This is a genomic window from Plebeiibacterium marinum (assembly GCF_026013615.1).
In the GTDB taxonomy this organism is placed as follows: domain Bacteria; phylum Bacteroidota; class Bacteroidia; order Bacteroidales; family Marinilabiliaceae; genus Saccharicrinis; species Saccharicrinis marinus_A.
The window spans coordinates 17,022-35,145 of sequence record NZ_JAPDPI010000045.1 but is presented as its reverse complement, the minus strand read 5'-3'; the positions used below and the strand labels follow the sequence as shown (position 1 = coordinate 35,145).

Annotated in this window: 17 protein-coding genes and 2 tRNA genes; 9 read left to right on the top strand and 10 right to left on the bottom strand. The window is 33.3% G+C overall.

Features of this window, described 5'->3' with window-relative positions; translation table 11 throughout:
• Nucleotides 1-128 precede the first annotated feature (128 nt).
• Both OM074_RS17315 and metK read right to left on the bottom strand, forming a co-directional pair.
• Complete coding sequence (locus OM074_RS17315; RefSeq protein ID WP_301201774.1) at nucleotides 129-1,205, bottom strand: lysylphosphatidylglycerol synthase transmembrane domain-containing protein; 1,077 nt, start codon at nucleotides 1,203-1,205, stop codon at nucleotides 129-131.
• A gap of 403 nt (nucleotides 1,206-1,608) precedes the next feature.
• Nucleotides 1,609-2,859, bottom strand: coding sequence for a methionine adenosyltransferase (metK, locus tag OM074_RS17310; RefSeq protein WP_301201772.1), 1,251 nt, complete (start codon nucleotides 2,857-2,859; stop codon nucleotides 1,609-1,611).
• Nucleotides 2,860-3,223: 364 nt separating this feature from the next.
• Here metK and OM074_RS17305 point away from each other — a divergent pair.
• The 4 genes from OM074_RS17305 (at nucleotide 3,224) to radC (ending at nucleotide 4,494) form a co-directional block, all read left to right on the top strand.
• A tRNA-Glu gene (locus OM074_RS17305) sits at nucleotides 3,224-3,295 on the top strand.
• Between the two features lie 37 nt (nucleotides 3,296-3,332).
• Nucleotides 3,333-3,584, top strand: coding sequence for a 30S ribosomal protein S20 (gene rpsT, locus OM074_RS17300; RefSeq protein WP_301201770.1), 252 nt, complete (start codon nucleotides 3,333-3,335; stop codon nucleotides 3,582-3,584).
• Between the two features lie 14 nt (nucleotides 3,585-3,598).
• Nucleotides 3,599-3,670 (top strand) — tRNA-Glu (locus tag OM074_RS17295).
• A 125-nt stretch (nucleotides 3,671-3,795) separates the two neighbouring features.
• Nucleotides 3,796-4,494: a RadC family protein gene (gene radC, locus OM074_RS17290; protein WP_301201768.1), complete on the top strand. Its 699-nt coding sequence runs from the start codon at nucleotides 3,796-3,798 to the stop codon at nucleotides 4,492-4,494.
• Here the strand turns inward: radC and OM074_RS17285 are convergent, their stop codons facing one another.
• The 3 genes from OM074_RS17285 to OM074_RS17275 all read right to left on the bottom strand — a co-directional run bounded on the left by OM074_RS17285 (nucleotide 4,495) and on the right by OM074_RS17275 (nucleotide 8,222).
• A complete protein-coding gene (locus tag OM074_RS17285; RefSeq protein WP_301201766.1) occupies nucleotides 4,495-5,577 on the bottom strand; it encodes a glycosyltransferase in 1,083 nt (360 codons plus the stop codon).
• A 246-nt stretch (nucleotides 5,578-5,823) separates the two neighbouring features.
• On the bottom strand, nucleotides 5,824-7,131 hold the full coding sequence (locus OM074_RS17280) for an O-antigen translocase (RefSeq protein WP_301201764.1): 1,308 nt from the start codon (nucleotides 7,129-7,131) through the stop codon (nucleotides 5,824-5,826).
• Nucleotides 7,128-8,222, bottom strand: a complete 1,095-nt coding sequence (locus OM074_RS17275; protein WP_301201761.1) for a glycosyltransferase family protein — start codon at nucleotides 8,220-8,222, stop codon at nucleotides 7,128-7,130. The genes OM074_RS17280 and OM074_RS17275 overlap by 4 nt, the downstream gene beginning before the upstream one ends.
• Nucleotides 8,223-8,306: 84 nt before the next feature.
• Between OM074_RS17275 and OM074_RS17270 the strand changes: the two genes are divergently transcribed.
• Nucleotides 8,307-9,533, top strand: coding sequence for an ATP-grasp domain-containing protein (locus tag OM074_RS17270; protein ID WP_301201759.1), 1,227 nt, complete (start codon nucleotides 8,307-8,309; stop codon nucleotides 9,531-9,533).
• Nucleotides 9,534-9,652: 119 nt separating this feature from the next.
• Here the strand turns inward: OM074_RS17270 and OM074_RS17265 are convergent, their stop codons facing one another.
• From OM074_RS17265 to OM074_RS17250, 4 genes are read right to left on the bottom strand one after another with little or no spacing between them, the layout of a single operon-like run.
• Nucleotides 9,653-10,780 carry an acyltransferase family protein gene (locus OM074_RS17265; RefSeq protein ID WP_301201757.1) on the bottom strand — a complete coding sequence of 376 codons (1,128 nt, stop codon included), beginning with the start codon at nucleotides 10,778-10,780 and terminating at the stop codon, nucleotides 9,653-9,655.
• A 9-nt stretch (nucleotides 10,781-10,789) separates the two neighbouring features.
• Nucleotides 10,790-11,728 (bottom strand): hypothetical protein, encoded by a 939-nt coding sequence (locus OM074_RS17260; protein WP_301201755.1) that lies wholly within the window; start codon nucleotides 11,726-11,728, stop codon nucleotides 10,790-10,792.
• A complete protein-coding gene (locus OM074_RS17255) occupies nucleotides 11,712-12,122 on the bottom strand; it encodes a sugar 3,4-ketoisomerase (protein ID WP_301201753.1) in 411 nt (136 codons plus the stop codon). The genes OM074_RS17260 and OM074_RS17255 overlap by 17 nt, the downstream gene beginning before the upstream one ends.
• Nucleotides 12,109-12,531, bottom strand: a complete 423-nt coding sequence (locus OM074_RS17250) for a sugar 3,4-ketoisomerase (RefSeq protein WP_301201751.1) — start codon at nucleotides 12,529-12,531, stop codon at nucleotides 12,109-12,111. The genes OM074_RS17255 and OM074_RS17250 overlap by 14 nt, the downstream gene beginning before the upstream one ends.
• 93 nt (nucleotides 12,532-12,624) lie before the next feature.
• Between OM074_RS17250 and upp the strand changes: the two genes are divergently transcribed.
• From upp to OM074_RS17235, 3 genes are all read left to right on the top strand, one after another.
• Nucleotides 12,625-13,278: a uracil phosphoribosyltransferase gene (gene upp / locus OM074_RS17245; protein WP_301201749.1), complete on the top strand. Its 654-nt coding sequence runs from the start codon at nucleotides 12,625-12,627 to the stop codon at nucleotides 13,276-13,278.
• Nucleotides 13,279-13,430: 152 nt separating this feature from the next.
• Nucleotides 13,431-14,690 carry an MBOAT family O-acyltransferase gene (locus tag OM074_RS17240; RefSeq protein ID WP_301201747.1) on the top strand — a complete coding sequence of 420 codons (1,260 nt, stop codon included), beginning with the start codon at nucleotides 13,431-13,433 and terminating at the stop codon, nucleotides 14,688-14,690.
• 4 nt (nucleotides 14,691-14,694) lie between these two features.
• Nucleotides 14,695-15,762, top strand: a complete 1,068-nt coding sequence (locus OM074_RS17235; protein ID WP_301201744.1) for an alginate O-acetyltransferase AlgX-related protein — start codon at nucleotides 14,695-14,697, stop codon at nucleotides 15,760-15,762.
• Here OM074_RS17235 and folK read toward each other — a convergent pair.
• A complete protein-coding gene (gene folK / locus OM074_RS17230; RefSeq protein WP_301201742.1) occupies nucleotides 15,759-16,247 on the bottom strand; it encodes a 2-amino-4-hydroxy-6-hydroxymethyldihydropteridine diphosphokinase in 489 nt (162 codons plus the stop codon). The two genes, OM074_RS17235 and folK, sit on opposite strands and share 4 nt — an antisense overlap.
• 77 nt (nucleotides 16,248-16,324) lie before the next feature.
• On the opposite strand from folK, the gene sppA reads away from it, so the two are divergent.
• Nucleotides 16,325-18,091, top strand: a complete 1,767-nt coding sequence (gene sppA, locus OM074_RS17225) for a signal peptide peptidase SppA (RefSeq protein ID WP_301201740.1) — start codon at nucleotides 16,325-16,327, stop codon at nucleotides 18,089-18,091.
• Nucleotides 18,092-18,124 lie beyond the last annotated feature (33 nt).

The window sequence follows — 18,124 nt, the reverse complement described above, 5'->3', positions numbered from 1 at the left end:
TGTTGTTAATTTGAGTGTAATGTTGATTGATGCTTTTGGTTACGGATGCTATGTATAGCAAGTTACGGAGAAAGAACAATATAAAAAGAGTCGTTAATCACATATTTACAGTCATTTATCAAATAAAGTCAACGCCTTACAAAGTGCCTCCGTATCCAGCGCGGAACAATAATTATTCCAATAAACAAATAGGGATAATAGCTCAAAAGCCTCCAGACAAAGGCCATTGCAACACCTGTTCCTAACGGAATCAACCCATTTAAAAACTCTTTAAAAACATACTCTGCAAACCCACTTCCCCCCGGGGTTGGACTCACCAACATCATAATCCACATTACCAACTGTTTACCAAATACCAACACATTATCATCCCAACTCAGGAAACGCAAACCAAAAAACGAAATAATTATGGTATTCACCAACCAATATCGGCTTGTCCAGCTTAAAACTGTTGCAAAAAACGTTTTTATCCACTTATCCAGTGTCCAGTTTTTAAACTCCCGTGAAGCGGTTATCAGATCAGTTCCTGATTCATTTGCCCCAGGCCGCCATTTTCTTATTATTGGAAGCTTGAAAATCCATAACAGCAAAAATTTCAGTCCACGGGGATTAACAAAGAGCCCATACATTAACACCATAGTATAAAGAAATTTAAGCCCATATCCGGTAAGGGCAAATATCATGAACTGGTTTTTATACCATGGCAGATGCTCACCCCCCTCCATTCCAAAACCAAATATGTCACTCCTCCCAATTAAAAGTAAAATAACAGGGAAGGCAATAATAAAATAAAGTTCATCCAAAAAGGAAGTAACCATAACTATTGCCGTACTCCTTCCAACACGAATGCCCTCTTTATTCAGAAAAAAGATCGCCACACTCGTACCCCCTATGGCAGAAGGTGTTATCGCAGAGGTAAATTCCCACAACATAATAATAGAAAAAGCCTTGTGCCATGACAACACATTATTTGATAACAACCTTATCCTGATAATATAACCAAAATCGCGCACGGCCATAAGCAATAGTGAAACCACCAACCAAAACAAGGTTTTATATGTTAATTGCATTACATCCAGGCTACCGGGCGTATACTCACGATAAAGCATAAAGCCAGAAAATCCTATACCTATTATTATAGGAAGGATAACTCTTGCTGGCCTGATACTTTTTACAATTTTCCCCGAATTATCGTGAGCTGCCATATCAACTAATTATTTTTTTGACACAAAATCATAAAGTTAGTGATACATTATACATATTTAAAGAACAATCCCTGATTTCTTTAAATTAACAACAAATACTAATCTGATAAAATAAACACTACGCATTATAAAACAAATACAAATTGGATATGCGCAGGATAACAAAATTGTTGTTGTGAAAACAAAATGTGCAGAAATAAAAAAAGGATAGATGGAAACATCTATCCTTTACCCTTAAAATCAGCTTTGTTAACCAAATCTAAATCTATGAAAAAAAATCTACATTGCAAATGTAGCGTATAGTTTAGTGAATACGTATAAAAAAAAGTTAAAGCGTGTTAATATAAAAAGCCACCCCTGATTAAGGGGTAGCTTTTTATGCTTTTGATACTATAATAAGATCTTATATAGCGAACACTTCTTTAATCTGATCTACGTAATCAAGTTTTTCCCATGTAAAGAATTCAACCTCTTTTTCTACATCCTGGCCATTTTCTTTAAGAATCACTTTTTCTTTGTATGGCGCCCTTCCTACATGCCCATAGGCTGCGGTTGGCTCAAAAATTGGATTCTTTAACCCAAAACGCTTCACAATGGCAGCAGGACGCATATCAAAAATAGCATTTATTTTTTCAGCAATTTCACCATCCGACAAACCTACTTTTGATTGCCCATAGGTATTTATATATAACCCAACAGGCTCGGCAACACCAATCGCGTATGCAACCTGAACTAGTACCTCATCTGTTACACCCGCTGCAACCATATTTTTAGCAATATGACGGGCAGCATAAGCAGCAGAACGGTCTACCTTAGAACTATCCTTTCCTGAAAAAGCACCACCACCATGAGCACCTTTACCACCATAGGTATCAACAATAATCTTTCTGCCGGTTAAGCCAGTATCTCCATGAGGTCCACCAATAACAAATTTACCAGTTGGGTTTACATGCAACAAATAATTATCATCAATCAAAGCAGCTTCTTCAGCACTTAATTTTGATTTTACCCTTGGAATAAGAATGTTTCGTACATCAGCTTTAATCTTATCAAGCATGGCAGCTTCCTCATCAAACTCATCATGCTGCGTAGAAACCACAATGGTATGAACGCGCACAGGCTTATTGTTGTCATCATACTCCATAGTAACCTGCGACTTTGAGTCCGGACGTAAATAAGTCATTTCCTTTTGCTCTCTTCGAATGGCAGCAAGCTCAATTAATAATTCATGCGACAAATGAAGTGGGAATGGCATATATTCAGAAGTTTCCTTACATGCATAACCAAACATCATTCCCTGGTCGCCTGCTCCCTGGTTATCGGCATCTTCTCTTTCCACACCTCTGTTTATATCCTCACTTTGTTCATGGATAGACGAAATAACACCACATGAGCCTGAATCAAACATATATTCGGCTTTAGTATAACCAATGCGGTCAATCACCCTTCGGGCAACATTTTGTACAGCCACATAACTATTGGTCTTTACTTCTCCACTTAAAACAACCAATCCGGTAGTCACTAATGTTTCTGCAGCAACTTTAGATTCCGGGTCCTGACGCAAAAATTCATCTAATAAAGCATCTGAAATTTGATCGGCTACTTTATCGGGATGTCCTTCTGAAACCGATTCTGACGTAAATAAATATCCCATTACATTAATAATATAAAATGAATAAATAATAATGAGGATAGCTTATCAAGAAAAGATATATGCATTTTAGCACTTTTTTTGAGTGGTTGCAATCAGTCAAATCCATCCACTATCCTATTTACCTTTTAATTTGTGTTTGCAAAATTATAAAAGTTATGTCGTAAATTACAATAATATATGTCAGATTTTAAAAATTACTATCCAAATATTACCGACACCTAATTTTTTTAAAATTTTATTTACCTGACATTCTGCTCTTTGCGATTTTTTATTGCTTTTTTTTATAAAAATATTTGGTATGAATGAAATTTGCTATATCTTTGCATCCGCATTTGAGAATGAAACAACTGTTCCAAATCAATTTGCTCCGTTCGTCTAGGGGTTAGGACGCCAGGTTTTCATCCTGGTAACAGGGGTTCGATTCCCCTACGGAGTACGAAAAAAAAGAGTGATATTATAATTACGATAAGAAGATGGCAAATCATAAATCGGCGTTAAAGAGAATTCGTCAAGCAGAAAAAAGAAGATTACACAATAAGTATTACGCTAAAACAGCTCGTAATGCAGTGAAAAAGTTACGTAATAGTTCTGAAAAAGAATCTGCTACGGAAATGTTTCCAAAAGTTGCAGCTATGCTTGATAAATTAGCAAAAAGAAACGTTATTCATAAAAATAAAGCTTCTAACTTAAAATCTAAGTTAGCTAAGCATATCAACAAGCTATAACAGCTTTAAAAGTTGCTCCGTTCGTCTAGGGGTTAGGACGCCAGGTTTTCATCCTGGTAACAGGGGTTCGATTCCCCTACGGAGTACAACAAGAAGCCTTCATGAAATTCATGAAGGCTTTTTTGTTTGCATAATGTTTGACATTGTTAATTAAGATCCTTACATTAGTTGTAAAATATTATAAAACAACTGTCAAACACTTTCATTGACCATGACTTACCATAAACTAAGCATTAAAAACTGGGCAGTAGAAGACCGCCCAAGAGAGAAGTTAATTACCAAAGGACTTTCCAGTCTATCAAATGCAGAACTTATTGCCATATTAATTGGATCAGGAAACAGGAAGGAATCCGCCGTTGATGTTTCCAAGAGAATTTTGCATGATGTTAATAACAATCTAAACGAACTCGGCAAAAAATCCATCGACCATCTTCAAAAGCAGTATCATGGCATAGGCCAGGCTAAAGCCATATCAATAGTAGCAGCAATGGAACTGGGCAGAAGACGGAAATTAAACGAGATACAAGAAAAGAGCCAGATTACCTGTAGCAGGGATATCTTTGAACTGATGCACCCCACTTTGGGCGATATACCACATGAGGAATTTTGGGTTGTTTTGTTAAACAGAAGCAACAAAGTTATAACTACACAAAAAATTAGCCAGGGAGGGATAGCCGGAACAGTTATAGATTGCAGGCTGATCATGAAATCGGCCATTGAACAACTGGCGTCTTCCATAATTTTATGCCACAACCACCCATCAGGCAACAAAACACCTAGCTCTCAGGATAAAACTATAACAAAAAAACTAACGGAAGCGGGAAAGATTATGGATATACCCGTTCTGGACCACATTATTGTTGCTGACGGAAGGTATTATAGTTTTGCTGACGAGGGGGAGATGGTTTAATTAAGAAGGCAGGAATAGCTTCTCATACTCTTTAATCACGGTTTCACTATCAAAATCTTTTGCCCTGTTCTTTAACAATTGAGGATCTATTGGATTATCTATTGCCGTTTCCATCAAAGAGGCAAACTCTTCGGCATCATCAAAAGATTTTGATATATATCCATATTTGCCATTTTCTAGTATTTCGACAGCTCCGGCATTTGGAGTTGATACAACAGTTTTATTGAGCATCAGCGACTCAATTATTATTCCAGGGAGGGCTTCACATAGCGAAGTTACAGCAACTATACTCGCCTTTTTTAGCAGATAGTAACAATTAGGCAGATTACCTGTAAAAATAACCCGTTCTGATATTTTATATTTTTCAACTAACTTTACAAGATTATGTTTTTGATCACCTTCTCCAGAAATGATTAAATTATATTCCGTGTGCCTTTTTATTAAAATTGAAAATGAATCAATTAACAAGATCAAATTCTTAATATCAACAAGTCTTGCTCCGATGAAAATGTATTTTTTAGGAATTAAATCTTTTTCATATGACGACTTTAACGCTTTTTTTTCTATTTCTTTTTTATCAAACGGATTATAAATCCTTATGATTTTTTGATTGGGCAGAAGCTCCTCCAACAATGACTTTATCCCATCAGAAACAGCAATAACCCTAAAGGCCTTAGGATACAAAAGCCTCATAAACACTCTATAATACTTTCCATATACAAATTTATCCTTTAATTCAATGTCAAAATAGTTTCTTTGAGTGGCTATCACCTTTGTTATACTACCACAGATAATATTTGAAAAAATCACAAACTCATTTTGCACATTAGATCCTGTTATAACATAACTAGGCCGACACTTCTTTAAATACATAATGAAATCAAAAAAAGATTGCGTAATCCTTTTGTTTCCAAAGCTTATTAGATTAACATCTTCTGAAAGTTCATGAAAAAGCTCGCCCGTATGGTTACAAATAACAAAGTCCACATCATACCCCCGAACACTTAGCTCATTTGCCTGATTAACAAATGCCCTTGTCACCCCCCCTATATTTAAAGAATGTATAAAATATGTTATTTTCATTGGTTACCCATTTAAAAAATAGCTACATACGCCAATCTAGCATGCTATTATAGAAAAAATAAACAATCTCATTTATATGAATAATAAAGTACTAACTTCCATACCTATCATAGTTTTAAAATATATCCATTTAAAAAACACAGCAGAAAAAGAACGCTTTAAAACAATAAGCAGCACTACTCTTAAATTACAAATCAATCCAATTTTCAGTTTTTTATCCATCTTTTGAACCCTCATAGGTTCTTTCTACTTATCATTTACCATCCTTAAATAAACGACTAAGGTTCCTAAAAAGTATATTAAAGCACTAAGAGCATATGCATATGAAACACCAACTATCCCAATTTCTTTAACAAAAAAATATACATTCAATGGGGCTACAATTGCCATCAATAACTCAAGAATGATATAAGACTTAACCTTCTCTTTTAATATAACAGTCATGATTAAAAACCAATTTACTACTCTAATCACATCACCTATAAATTGAAAAAGAAACAAATCTTTCATTCCCCGAAATTGTTCTGTGAAAATGACAGTAATAATATGATCTTTAAATACAACCAACAAAATACTTAACACCAGAACTAAAGGAACAACCAATGCCATTGAATTCCTTATTTCCTTACTAATTATTTCAAATTTTGAAAGTTTAGATATACGGGGCAAAAAATACAACGCTAGCGCACTAGTAATAACGCTGTGAAAAGTTAATGAAATTTTGTTAATCCCATCCCACCATCCTGCTTCATGTATCGAACACAAATTTACAATAATATTTCTTGCGACGATTTTTGTTAAAGGCTTAAGGCTTGATGCTATTAGAATCATTAAACCAAACAACAACAACCTCTTTGAAATCCCAATAATATACACCAATTCTTTTATTCTAGGAATTTGTTTTCTAGACATAAACCAGCCTATACCAAGTATTATAAAGCTAGATATATACTGTGCAAAAAATGCACCTTTGATCCCACCAAAATACACAAAGGGAATCATTACTAACGCAGCTATTATGGCTGAATAGCTATTTAAAAGAATAAACTTCCTATTCTGCTGTAGCCCATTTAAAAATGCTAGTAAAATACTATTCATGGCCAATGAAAACGCCAAAAAACCTGCTCCTCTTACTATTCCTGTAAATTGGTGATCATACAAAAAGTTTACAGCTATTGTTTCGGCAAAACAGAAAAGGAAAATACTTATAATTACAGAAAATACAATCGTAAGTATAAATGAATTACCTATTATCAACTTAACCCTTTTTATAGAATAATCATATTGTGCAGTTAACTTTGTTACGCCATGAATGATACCTCCGTTGGCCAGGTTGGAAAAAAATTGAATTACGTTGAAAAACTGGCTAACCACAGCCATACCAGAACTTCCAAGCATAACGGAAATAACTTTAATATTTAAAAACCCTAACAATAACTTTATCAAAACTTGAATTAGGTTTTTACTTGAAACTTTAACCAGCTCATTATTAGTATACTTTATAGTCAATTTGAAAATTGAGGTTTTCAAAACCTCTTGTAACCTTCCTATCATAAATTTTGTTTCCAGAAATCAAGGTACTCTTGCGCTACCTTGATCGAATCATGATGTTTTACAACAAAATCCCGACTCTTTAAGGATAACTCATTTAATATTTTTTTATTGTCTAAAAGGAACTCAAATGATTTTAGCATTTCACTTTCCGTAGTATTAATATCTATTATAGGTCGGTTTTTATACTCACCCAGAGCTTCATACATATCTTCATCCGCCCCTCCGGCAACTATTAATCCTTTTGACAGCCCTATTATACCATTAAGTCCTATTCCATAAGCATATAACTGGTCACATAAAACATGTGAGGAATTTAATAATTTCTGGTATTGCTTAAATGGCACAGAATGCACAACTGTCACCTCAACATCACTAGGATAATTCTTCTCTAACTTTTTTAACACCCTTAGTATAACATCCGTACCCTTTCTTTTGACTCTACCATTCATCAAACCTAAAAAAAACTTTATCTTTCTGGGGTTAGAACCAATGGAACTTACGTACTTGTAATTACGCGTATCAATTGACAAAGGGATATATTTTATTTTATTAGGGAAACATTCACTATATGCTTGATAGTAGCCCACTGCTGAAGCAACAATCCCTTTTGCATGTTTGGCAATACTATTATTAAGCCTTATTTCTTGAGAATTACTCGCTACATCTTTTAGCATAACAATATGTTGGTCTCGTTGAATTTCGGGAATTTGAAAAACTGAGTACTTTAACTTTTTAGCTAAAGCATAATTAATATACACTGGATCCATGCCATGTGCACCCAGAAATACGTTTTTATTTAAAACAGTTAAACTCTTAAACATTATTTCATTAAAGAAAGGAGTCCCATACAGAAACTTGTAGCTATTCAACTGTACAATATCATATCTGGATAATTTTGGCAAAACCTTTAATACTTTCACCAAAAACTCTCCCTTGCTCTTTTTAAAATCACGCGCTAAATCAATATCCCTTTCATAATTTTTCCATGCATCTCCATCCGAAGCTAAAGTAACATCAACACCCAATTCTTTCAATCCCACTGATAAATTATGATGCATCCCACTAAACTCTCCTAACAATAATACTTTCATTAAAATTAAATTATAAAACTTTTCTAACTATTAAAATTAAACTATATATAATACGTTAGATTTGTATTATGCAAATAAAAAAACATGAAATTAAAAAATGATAATAAACAAGAGAAAAAAATTCTTGTTATTCCAGCACTATTTGATCATATTGATATCATTAATGAAATTTTAAAACGTGGGTATATCGCAATAACTTGCGACAATAATCCGAATAATATTGGTCATAAATATTCAACAAAATTTAAAAACATTGATTTATTAGACACGCCTGCCTTACTAAAATTCTCTAAAAAAGAGAAAATCAATGCAATCATGACGTTAAGTAACGATATTGGAGCACTGCCTGCAGCATATATATCTCACCAATTAAATCTTCCAGGCAGTAAACCAAATGCTGTTAAAATAATGGCAAATAAAAACTACTTTAGATCATTTCTAAAAGCTAACTCCTTTAATTGTCCTAAATATCAAACTATAGAGAAGTATGAAGATGTTAATCTTAAGTCAATTGACTTTCCGATAATTATTAAACCTACTGATAGAACTGGTAGCAAGGGTGTTTTTATCGCAAAAGACATTGAGGAGCTAAAACAAAAAATTTTTCAAGCATTAGAATTTTCAATTGAAAAAAAAGTTATCATTGAGAAATATATTGAATCCAAGTTTAATCAAATTCATGGAGATAGCATTGTACAAAACAACAAAATAATATTTTATTGTTTTGGCGACCAATATTTTGGCAAAGACACACATAAATTCTCTCCTATAGCTACTGTATTTCCATGCTCTATTCCCCTGCGCATTCTAAATAAAATACAATCTGAACTTAATAGATTTATTGAACTAATTGACTACAAAAATGGAGGTCTTAATATTGAACTAAGGATTGATAATAATGAAAATGTATATTTCATTGAGATAGCACCTCGTTTTGGAGGCAATTATATACCTAAAACAATTGGTTATGTATGCGATCTTGATATTTTTCAATATGCACTGGATTTAGCAATAGGTAAAAATATTAGTATCCCATATCATTCAATTAATCCAAATATATTTCAACTAATTTTACGATCAAATACTATTGGCATTTTCAATTCGGTTTCATGTAACAACAATCAACTTGAAATAATGCAAGATTTTCAATTTAAAAATAAAGGTGAATATATAACAGATTACCCCGGCCCCGACGATATCATTTCCATATATATTATAAAGGCCCCTAATAAAAAGATTGTTAGAGATGTGATAACTAATCCCTACCGTTACTTTTCAATAAATCTAAATACAAAAGAAAATAGCAATTAAAAATACTGCAGAATTCTTATATTCCTTCTTATTCGCTGCAAAAGAGTCTTGAAATAACCTCTCCGTTTTTTATTTTCCTTCATCCTTGTAATCCCATCTTCTAATCACTATCATTATATTCATCTCAATCTATAAGTTTGCAATCTTCTTATATAATTGGAATTTACAAAACTCTTAATCTTACATTTTAGATACCTACCAATATTTCGTTCTAGATAATTTGCTGAAAGAAAACTAATCCCAACTGTAGCAATAAAAGCAATAGCTACAATTATGAAGGGTTCCTTAATTCCCAAATAATTATTTAAAAAAGTAAAGTACTTAATAACAACATTATGAAATATAAAAATCCCAAAACTTACACTTCCTAATGAAAGTAGTAATTTATTTTTTAAGAACATCTTTGAAATCACACCTTTCTCAAACGAAAATGATATAATTATTAAACATAACGGAAGCCAATTGCTATATGAATCTCTTATAACTTCGGGAATAGCTCTACACATGGCAATATAAATTACGAAAGCAATTATACTTCCAACTTCCATAACACTATAATATCTTTTATCAATATTAAGGCATTTAAGCTTTTCATATATCTCAAATAATATTATCCCCAATATAAAATCAATTGACCTAAATAATGGATTTATATAAAACAACCAATGCTGAAATTCTTTATCTACAGAGATCATTAAGAATGGCATGACTATAAATAGCCCCCCTAGTATATAAACAACTCTTTTTATTGTTATCTTTTTCAGCAAAATAACAACAAATGGAAATATTGCATAAAACCACAATGCATTTGACAAGCTCCACGAAGGGCCATTATAAGAAAAATACACACTTCGCAAGGGTATGAATGACTGCATCAGAAATATCGAAGAGAATATTTTTGTAAACCAACCAATAATATTCCCAAAATAATAAAGTTCATCAGAGATGGGCATAATTATTAAAAAGGTCATTATATGCAAAGGATAGATTCTTATAAATCTATCTAAATAAAAATCACCCAATAATTTCGAATTATCAATAAACCTATCTCTATAGGAATATGATAATACAAATCCGCTTAGGATATAAAAAAAAGAAACCCCAAAAGGAACAAACAACACATTATCATATATCCAGTTATACACATAATTATCACCTATCAAAGGTTTTAAATGACTAGCAAACACTCGGAGTGCAAAAAAAAATCGCAAAGATATTAATGCCGTTAGTTTATTTTTCCTTTCCATCAAGTCTGATTATTTTTCACCATACTCAAAAGCATATCCACTACTACAATAAACACTTGCACCAAACCTTTCTTTCAAATACAACAAGCCTTTGTTTATTTTATTTCCTGTCATACAGGTTCCCATATCAATATAATTCTTCTCGCTTTTGAATTTCGATATAAACAAATAATAAAGGGCATGAATCGCTCTATTATTTCTTCCTTCTTCAGATGTGGCAATATACTGCATCTTTAACACATTTCCATTATCGTACAAAAGAGTTGCAGCATCAATTTTTTTCGACTCCCTATTTCTTATACCAAAAACATAAATATTCTCAGGAAATCTTGAATTAAGGTAAATCATCTCTTGTAAAGTATGAATGGGGTCAGTATTGTGTTGTTCCCTTAAATTAAATTCAAGAACATTCCAAAACTCACCAATACTAATATTCTCATCCACTACAAATTGATCAATTTTGAGTTTCCGCTTTTCAATTGATGACTTTGGGAATTGATGATTTCTGCAGTTTATATAGGCTCCTATGTCAATGTCCCGATTTGTATAAGGTTGCAACTGCAAAAAATAATCGTGTGATTGTGATAATGATGCGAAATAAAAAAAGGGTACTGATTTAAGCACTTTAGTCTTTACTCCTTTTGTATCCAAATATGAATAAAAACTTTTGTAATACAACAAAAGCTTATCGTAATGCAAATTTGGTAAGTGAATCAAACCTCCATACGTGAGTCCTTGGTGACTATAGAAACATTCTCCATCATAATTACCTGGTAACAGAGCTTTTAGTTTATTGTTTTCGTATAACAACAAAGAAAAATCATCAAACCGGTGGGCATGATACTCCATATAATCTCTATAAAACAGAAATGAAAAGTTATCTGCATCTTTTACAAAGTTATCCCATACCTGATTTTTATCTGATGAATATTTAATTACTTCTATCATGAATAAATTGATTGTAATCCATTATGTAATCATCTTCATCATAAGCATCTGAAGCCATCACTAAAACCACACTCCCGGTACTAAAGGATTTCAACTCGCGCCAAATTCCAGGAATAATGTGCAATCCTTTCCGGGGATTATTTAAGAAAACAGTTTTGGCTTTATTCCCATCATCCAACACTATTTCAAAACTACCACTTGCTGCAAAAACCAATTCATGTTGCTCTATATGTGCATGCCCTCCCCGCACTGCCTCTGTTGGTATATCATATGTAAAATATACCCTCTTAACATCAAATGGAGCAGATTCCTCATTTTCAATAAAAGTCAGTGAGCCTTTATCTGAGCCAACTTTTTTCAACTCTACCATTTTACAATCATCAATACTGGCCATTTGATTTTTTATTAAAATTCTCAATATACTCCATGAAATCCCTCAAATAAACACAATCTTTAAATTTTGTATCTGTAACCACCAAACACACACTTGATGAAAGGAATCCACTTATTTTCCTCCATGTCATGGGTGGCAAGTACAAACCTTTGTTTGTCTGAGTCAGGTCGTACTCAAAATAATCTTCCCCTCTGTTTACTTCAACTTTAAACCCGCCTGTAAGTGGAATAATAAACTCTGCCGTATTTTTGTAGGCATGTCCTCCGCGTTCTTCTCCTCCGGGCACATCATAAATCCAGTAAACACGTTCTATTTCAAAAGGAATATGACGATTGTCTTCAAGAAAACTGAGGTTCCCCCTTAAATCTTTAATTTTAGGAAGTTCTATAAATCTAATCTCGTTTTGCATCAGGATTTACTATCTTTGCCGGGTTCAAATATAGATAAATAACGCAAAAGCACATATTTTAGTATAACAAGTAAATCAATAAATATTTTTAAGATGGATATCCATATTTTTAACAAGAAAAACTCGCTTTTTAACCAATTTATTGCAGAAATCAGAGACAAAGAAATTCAGAAGGACCCATTGAGGTTCAGAAGAAATATTGAACGAATGGGAGAGATTTTGGCTTATGAAATAAGCAAAGAGTTAAACTATAAAAGTATTGATATTCAAACTCCACTTGGTGTTTCTCATGAATTTGTTTTTGAAGAAAATGTAGTTATTGCCACAATATTAAGAGCAGGTTTGCCCTTACACCAGGGAGTATTAAATTATTTCGACAGCGCCGAAAACTGTTTTGTTTCTGCTTATAGAAAATATAACGAAAAAGGAGATTTCGATATTCATATTGAGTATATTTCATCGCCTTCTCTTGAAGGGAAAACTGTTATTTTAACAGACCCAATGCTTGCCAGTGGAGCTTCAATGGAATTAGCCTATAAAGCTATCCTGACAAAAGGAAAACCGAAACACATCCATATTGCTTCTATAATTGGTAGTACAGAAGGTATTGAATATGTAAAAGAGCATATGAATGCTGATAATATTACCTTATGGATTGGCGCAGTCGACAAAGAATTGAACGATAAAAAATATATTATACCTGGATTAGGCGATGCCGGTGATTTAGCTTTTGGCAGCAAATTATAGTTATGAGCTTTACCAGTGTATTTTTTCTTTTTGCATTCTTACCTCTAGTATTTATTATCCATATAATTCTACCCCAAAAGCTTAGAAATTTATTTCTGCTTTTGGGCAGTTTACTTTTTTATACCTGGGGCGAAAAGCAATTGGTGCTTATAATGCTTACATTGATAGGCTTTTCATATGCATCAGGTATTATAATTGAAAATGGCTATAAAAAGGTGGGTATACTATTAAGCGTAATTCCCTGCTTAGGGGCTTTAGTTTACTTCAAGTACGCAAATTTTTTATTATCCAACATAAACCAACTCTTTTCATATACAGACCATAAATACAACTTTAATAGCCTAAATATAATTTTACCGGTAGGGATAAGTTTTTACGTTTTCCAATCATTAAGTTATACGTTTGATGTATATAACAAAACAGTAAAAGCAAATAGGAGTTTTCTGAGTTTAGCCACTTACATTTCTCTTTTCCCCCAATTAATCGCTGGGCCAATAGTTAGATACAAGGACATTTCTAAACAGCTTATTAGCAGAGAGATTACAACCGATAAAATAACCAAAGGCATTGAGAGATTCATAATTGGTTTAGCGAAAAAAGCAATACTAGCCAATAGTTGTGCAGTAATTGCTGACATCCTCTTCTCTGCATCACCCGATCATATAAGTACGGGAGCTGCCTGGATTGGAGCCATTGCATATTCTTGCCAAATATATTTCGATTTTTCTGCTTATTCAGATATGGCCATTGGATTGGGTAATATGTTTGGTTTTAAATTTCTTGAAAACTTTAACTATCCATATATTTCTTTATCAATAAGAGAATTCTGGAGAAGGTGGCATATTTCATTATCTACCTGGTTTCGGGATTACCTGTATATTCCAATTGGAGGCAATCGAATAAGTAAAAAAATAACATTTCGAAACCTAATTATTGTATTCGTAATCACTGGGCTATGGCATGGTGCCAGTTGGAATTTTATTCTTTGGGGACTTTTTCATGGACTATTTATTATTATAGAAAGACATGTAAATATTGACAAATACCTAAGAAACTCCCTGATTAAACGATTGTACACCATAATTGTAATAATAATTGGGTGGGTAATATTCAGATCACAAAATATCTCACATGCCATAGACTATATATCATGTATGTTTAACACACATCATGATTCCGGGATATTATATCATGCTAAATATTTCTTAAATGCTGAAAACATTCTTATTCTTTCCCTTTGTGTTATCCTATCTACTCCAGTATTTCCATTACTTAAAAGTAAATTTGACAAACATCCGCTAAATAATAATTTTTCAGTAATCTATTATTTCTGTTTATTCATTCTATTATTTATATGCATTTCGTATATATCAGCAGGAACCTATAATCCTTTTATTTATTTTAGATTTTAGCGACATGACAGTGAAAAAAATCTTCATCATTTCTTTTGTATCTACCTTATTGTTACCGTTTTCCGTAAGCTTTCTATACCAAAATAACTTGTCGCATGAAAATACAAATAATGATAACACCACAAAATTCACCGAAACATCCATTATTAAATACCTTAAACACCAAAAAGAGAATCTGGAGTCGAATTTTGCATTAAGGGACATTTTTATTAAGTCATACTTATACATAAAACAAAATATCTTACAAGCCGAAGCTTTACCCTATGAAGTAAAAAAAGGAAAGGATGGATGGTTGTTTCTCGGAAATTCATATAAAAGTGTATTCAATGAATCCCTTGGAGCAATTAACCATGATAGCAAATCAATAGATGAGATTTGTTCGAAGATTGAAAAAATGAATAGTATATGCAGTCAAAATAATGCTGATTTCTATTTTGCAATTGTATCTAATAAACATACTATTTATGCAGACAAGCTTCCTTTAACGCCCATTAAGTCTAAAAGCAGGTTTGCACAAGTAAAACACAAGATAAATAATGATTCTATAGTGAAATTTATTGACCTAAGCGAAGATTTCAATTTATACAAAGATTCTACAAAACTATACCATAAAACAGATTCTCATTGGACATCGTATGGAGCATTATTAGGAACAAAAAAACTACTTCAAACCTTATCACAAACTTATAATATCAATGCAGATTTATGCAAATTCAAAAACTACAAAATTGATTCGATTTTGATAGAACAAATGGATTTATGCAGACTCACATATCAGTCAACCCCTGAATATCAATATGTATTCACTCCTGTAAAGCCAGAATTGAAGGTAAATGAACCGGTGAATAACATGTACAAACACAACACTACAAACAATCTTAAGATACTGATATTCCACGATTCGTACTTTTTAAGTATGAAAAGCTTCTTACCCCCGTATTTTGATGAGCTGCATTTTTTTTGGTCAGGTTTTGATGTTATTAAGATTAAGCAAATAAAACCTGACATTGTGATATTCCTAAGTATTGAAAGGTCATTAGCAGATTTTGAATCAAAAAAAATGGTATTTTAATTTAATTTCCTCACCCATCCTTCATCCTTACATTCCAACAATAACTCTTCCATAGTTTTATTGAGAACTGGATGAAGGAGGCTGTTCCACTTTTGCGCCAGAGGCATCAAAGTAAACCTTCTTTCATGAAGACGCGGGTGGGGGATCGTTAGCCTTTCTGTTTCAAATACCAAATCATTATAGAACAAGATGTCTATATCCATGGGTCTCCCCTCATAACCAGTCTTTGTTTTTGCTTTCCTGCCCATAACTCTTTCTATTTCCTGCGCAATATCCAAAATCTCATATTCAGTATACAAACTTTCCACTTCCAATACCTGGTTATAGAAATTCTGGGCATGTTCAAACCCCCAGGGCTCACTTTCATAAATCGATGATTCTTCAACAACCCCACCTATCTTTTCTTCTATTAAAGCTTTTACATTTTCCAAATTACTAAACCTATCCCCCAAATTCCCACCTACCAGCAACAAAACTTTATTCATAATCAACAACCACTTTAAAAACTTTTAATACATTTGTTTATCATTCAAAATTATAATTAAACCTCATATTTATTCGTATGGCAAAATTTTTTAAATCACTTCTGCTTACAATTGTTGGATCAATTTTTACTGCCCTTTTTATTGTTTTATTGATTTTCCTGATTATCTCAGGCATTGCTTCAAGCAGTGAAAAACACGTTAAAATTAAAGAAAACACTCTTCTTACCATCGATTTAAACAAAGTAATTAAGGACAGGGCTGTTTCTGACCCACTTACAGAGTTGCTGGGAGAATCTCCTTTTGGGGAACCCGAACTTGGACTTAACAAAATCCTTAAGAATATCGAAAAGGCATCTAAAGACAAGAACATCAACGGGATATACCTGGAATGTGGCAGCCCAATGGCTGGATACGCCACTCTGGGAGAAATCAGGGAAGCATTAAGAAGTTTTAAAGACTCAGGCAAATTTGTTACTGCATATGCACCTAGCTTTAGTCAAAAAGGGTATTACGTGGCCTCCGTTGCCAACGAAGTGTATATGCCAGCACAGGGATCCCTGGATTTTAAAGGAATCAGTTCGCAGAGAACCTTCTTTAAAGGAACACTTGAAAAATTAGGAATTGAAATACAAATTTTTAAATATGGTAAGTACAAGTCGGCTGTAGAGCCGTTTATTTTAGATAAGATGAGCGACCCTGCCAAAGAACAAACCATTGCCTATACCTCCTCAATCTGGAATAATGTGGCTAAAGACATTTCTGCTTCAAAGGGTCTTTCTGTTGACAAACTAAACCAGATAGCCGACAACGGCTCTATGTTTGTGAACAGCCAGTTGTATCTTGAAGCCGGGCTACTAAGCGGTATAAAATACAAAGATGAAGTTATTGAAAAACTAAAAGAAAAAACCGGCACACAAGAAGAAGATGATATTGAACAGGTAACCCTGAGTGATTACGACTATGTATATATTCCTAAAGAAACCAAAGGACTGATTAAAGACAAAATTGCCGTTATTTATGCAGAAGGGGATATTGATGGCACTGATGATGACGGCATAAAATCTGAAGAATTGAGTAAAACCATTCGCAAAGCCAGAAGGGACAAAAGCATCAAGGCAGTGGTGTTAAGGGTTAATTCTCCAGGGGGTTCAGCCTTAGGGTCTGATATTATCGGGCGCGAGATTGACTTATGCAAAAAAGTAAAACCTGTTATAGTATCAATGGGCGATCTTGCAGCTTCCGGGGGGTATTGGATATCTTGTACTGCCGACACGATTGTTGCCAATCCCACTACAATAACTGGTTCTATTGGCGTATTTGGCATGATTCCAAACACAAAAAAATTAATGAATCAAAAGCTGGGTATTACCTTTGATGGTGTAAAAACCAATAAATTTTCGGATATGCCTACTATTACCCGTCCGTTTAATGAGGATGAAAAAGCCATTATTCAAAGCTCAATCAATTCTATTTACGAATCGTTCATTAACAGGTGTGCAGAAGGCAGATCGACAACAGATGAGAAAATTGATGAAATAGGACAGGGACGAGTATGGAGCGGAGAAAATGCGATGGATATCAACCTTGTTGATGTAATGGGTGGTTTAAAAACTGCCATAGAAATTGCCAGGGAAAAAGCAGGACTGGAAACCTATCGCATTAAAGAACTGCCTGAAAAACTGTCCCCATTAGAGGAATTGTTCAAAGATATGAAAACAGAAACAAAAGCTTATATTACCGAATCTTTCCTTGGCATTAATTACAAGGAACTTGAAATCATAAATAAGGTAAAAAGTATTGAACCCATACAGGCACGCTTGCCATACAGTATCAATATCAATTAAGTTTTTATTACTTTTGTAAAAAAAGTCAAAGGC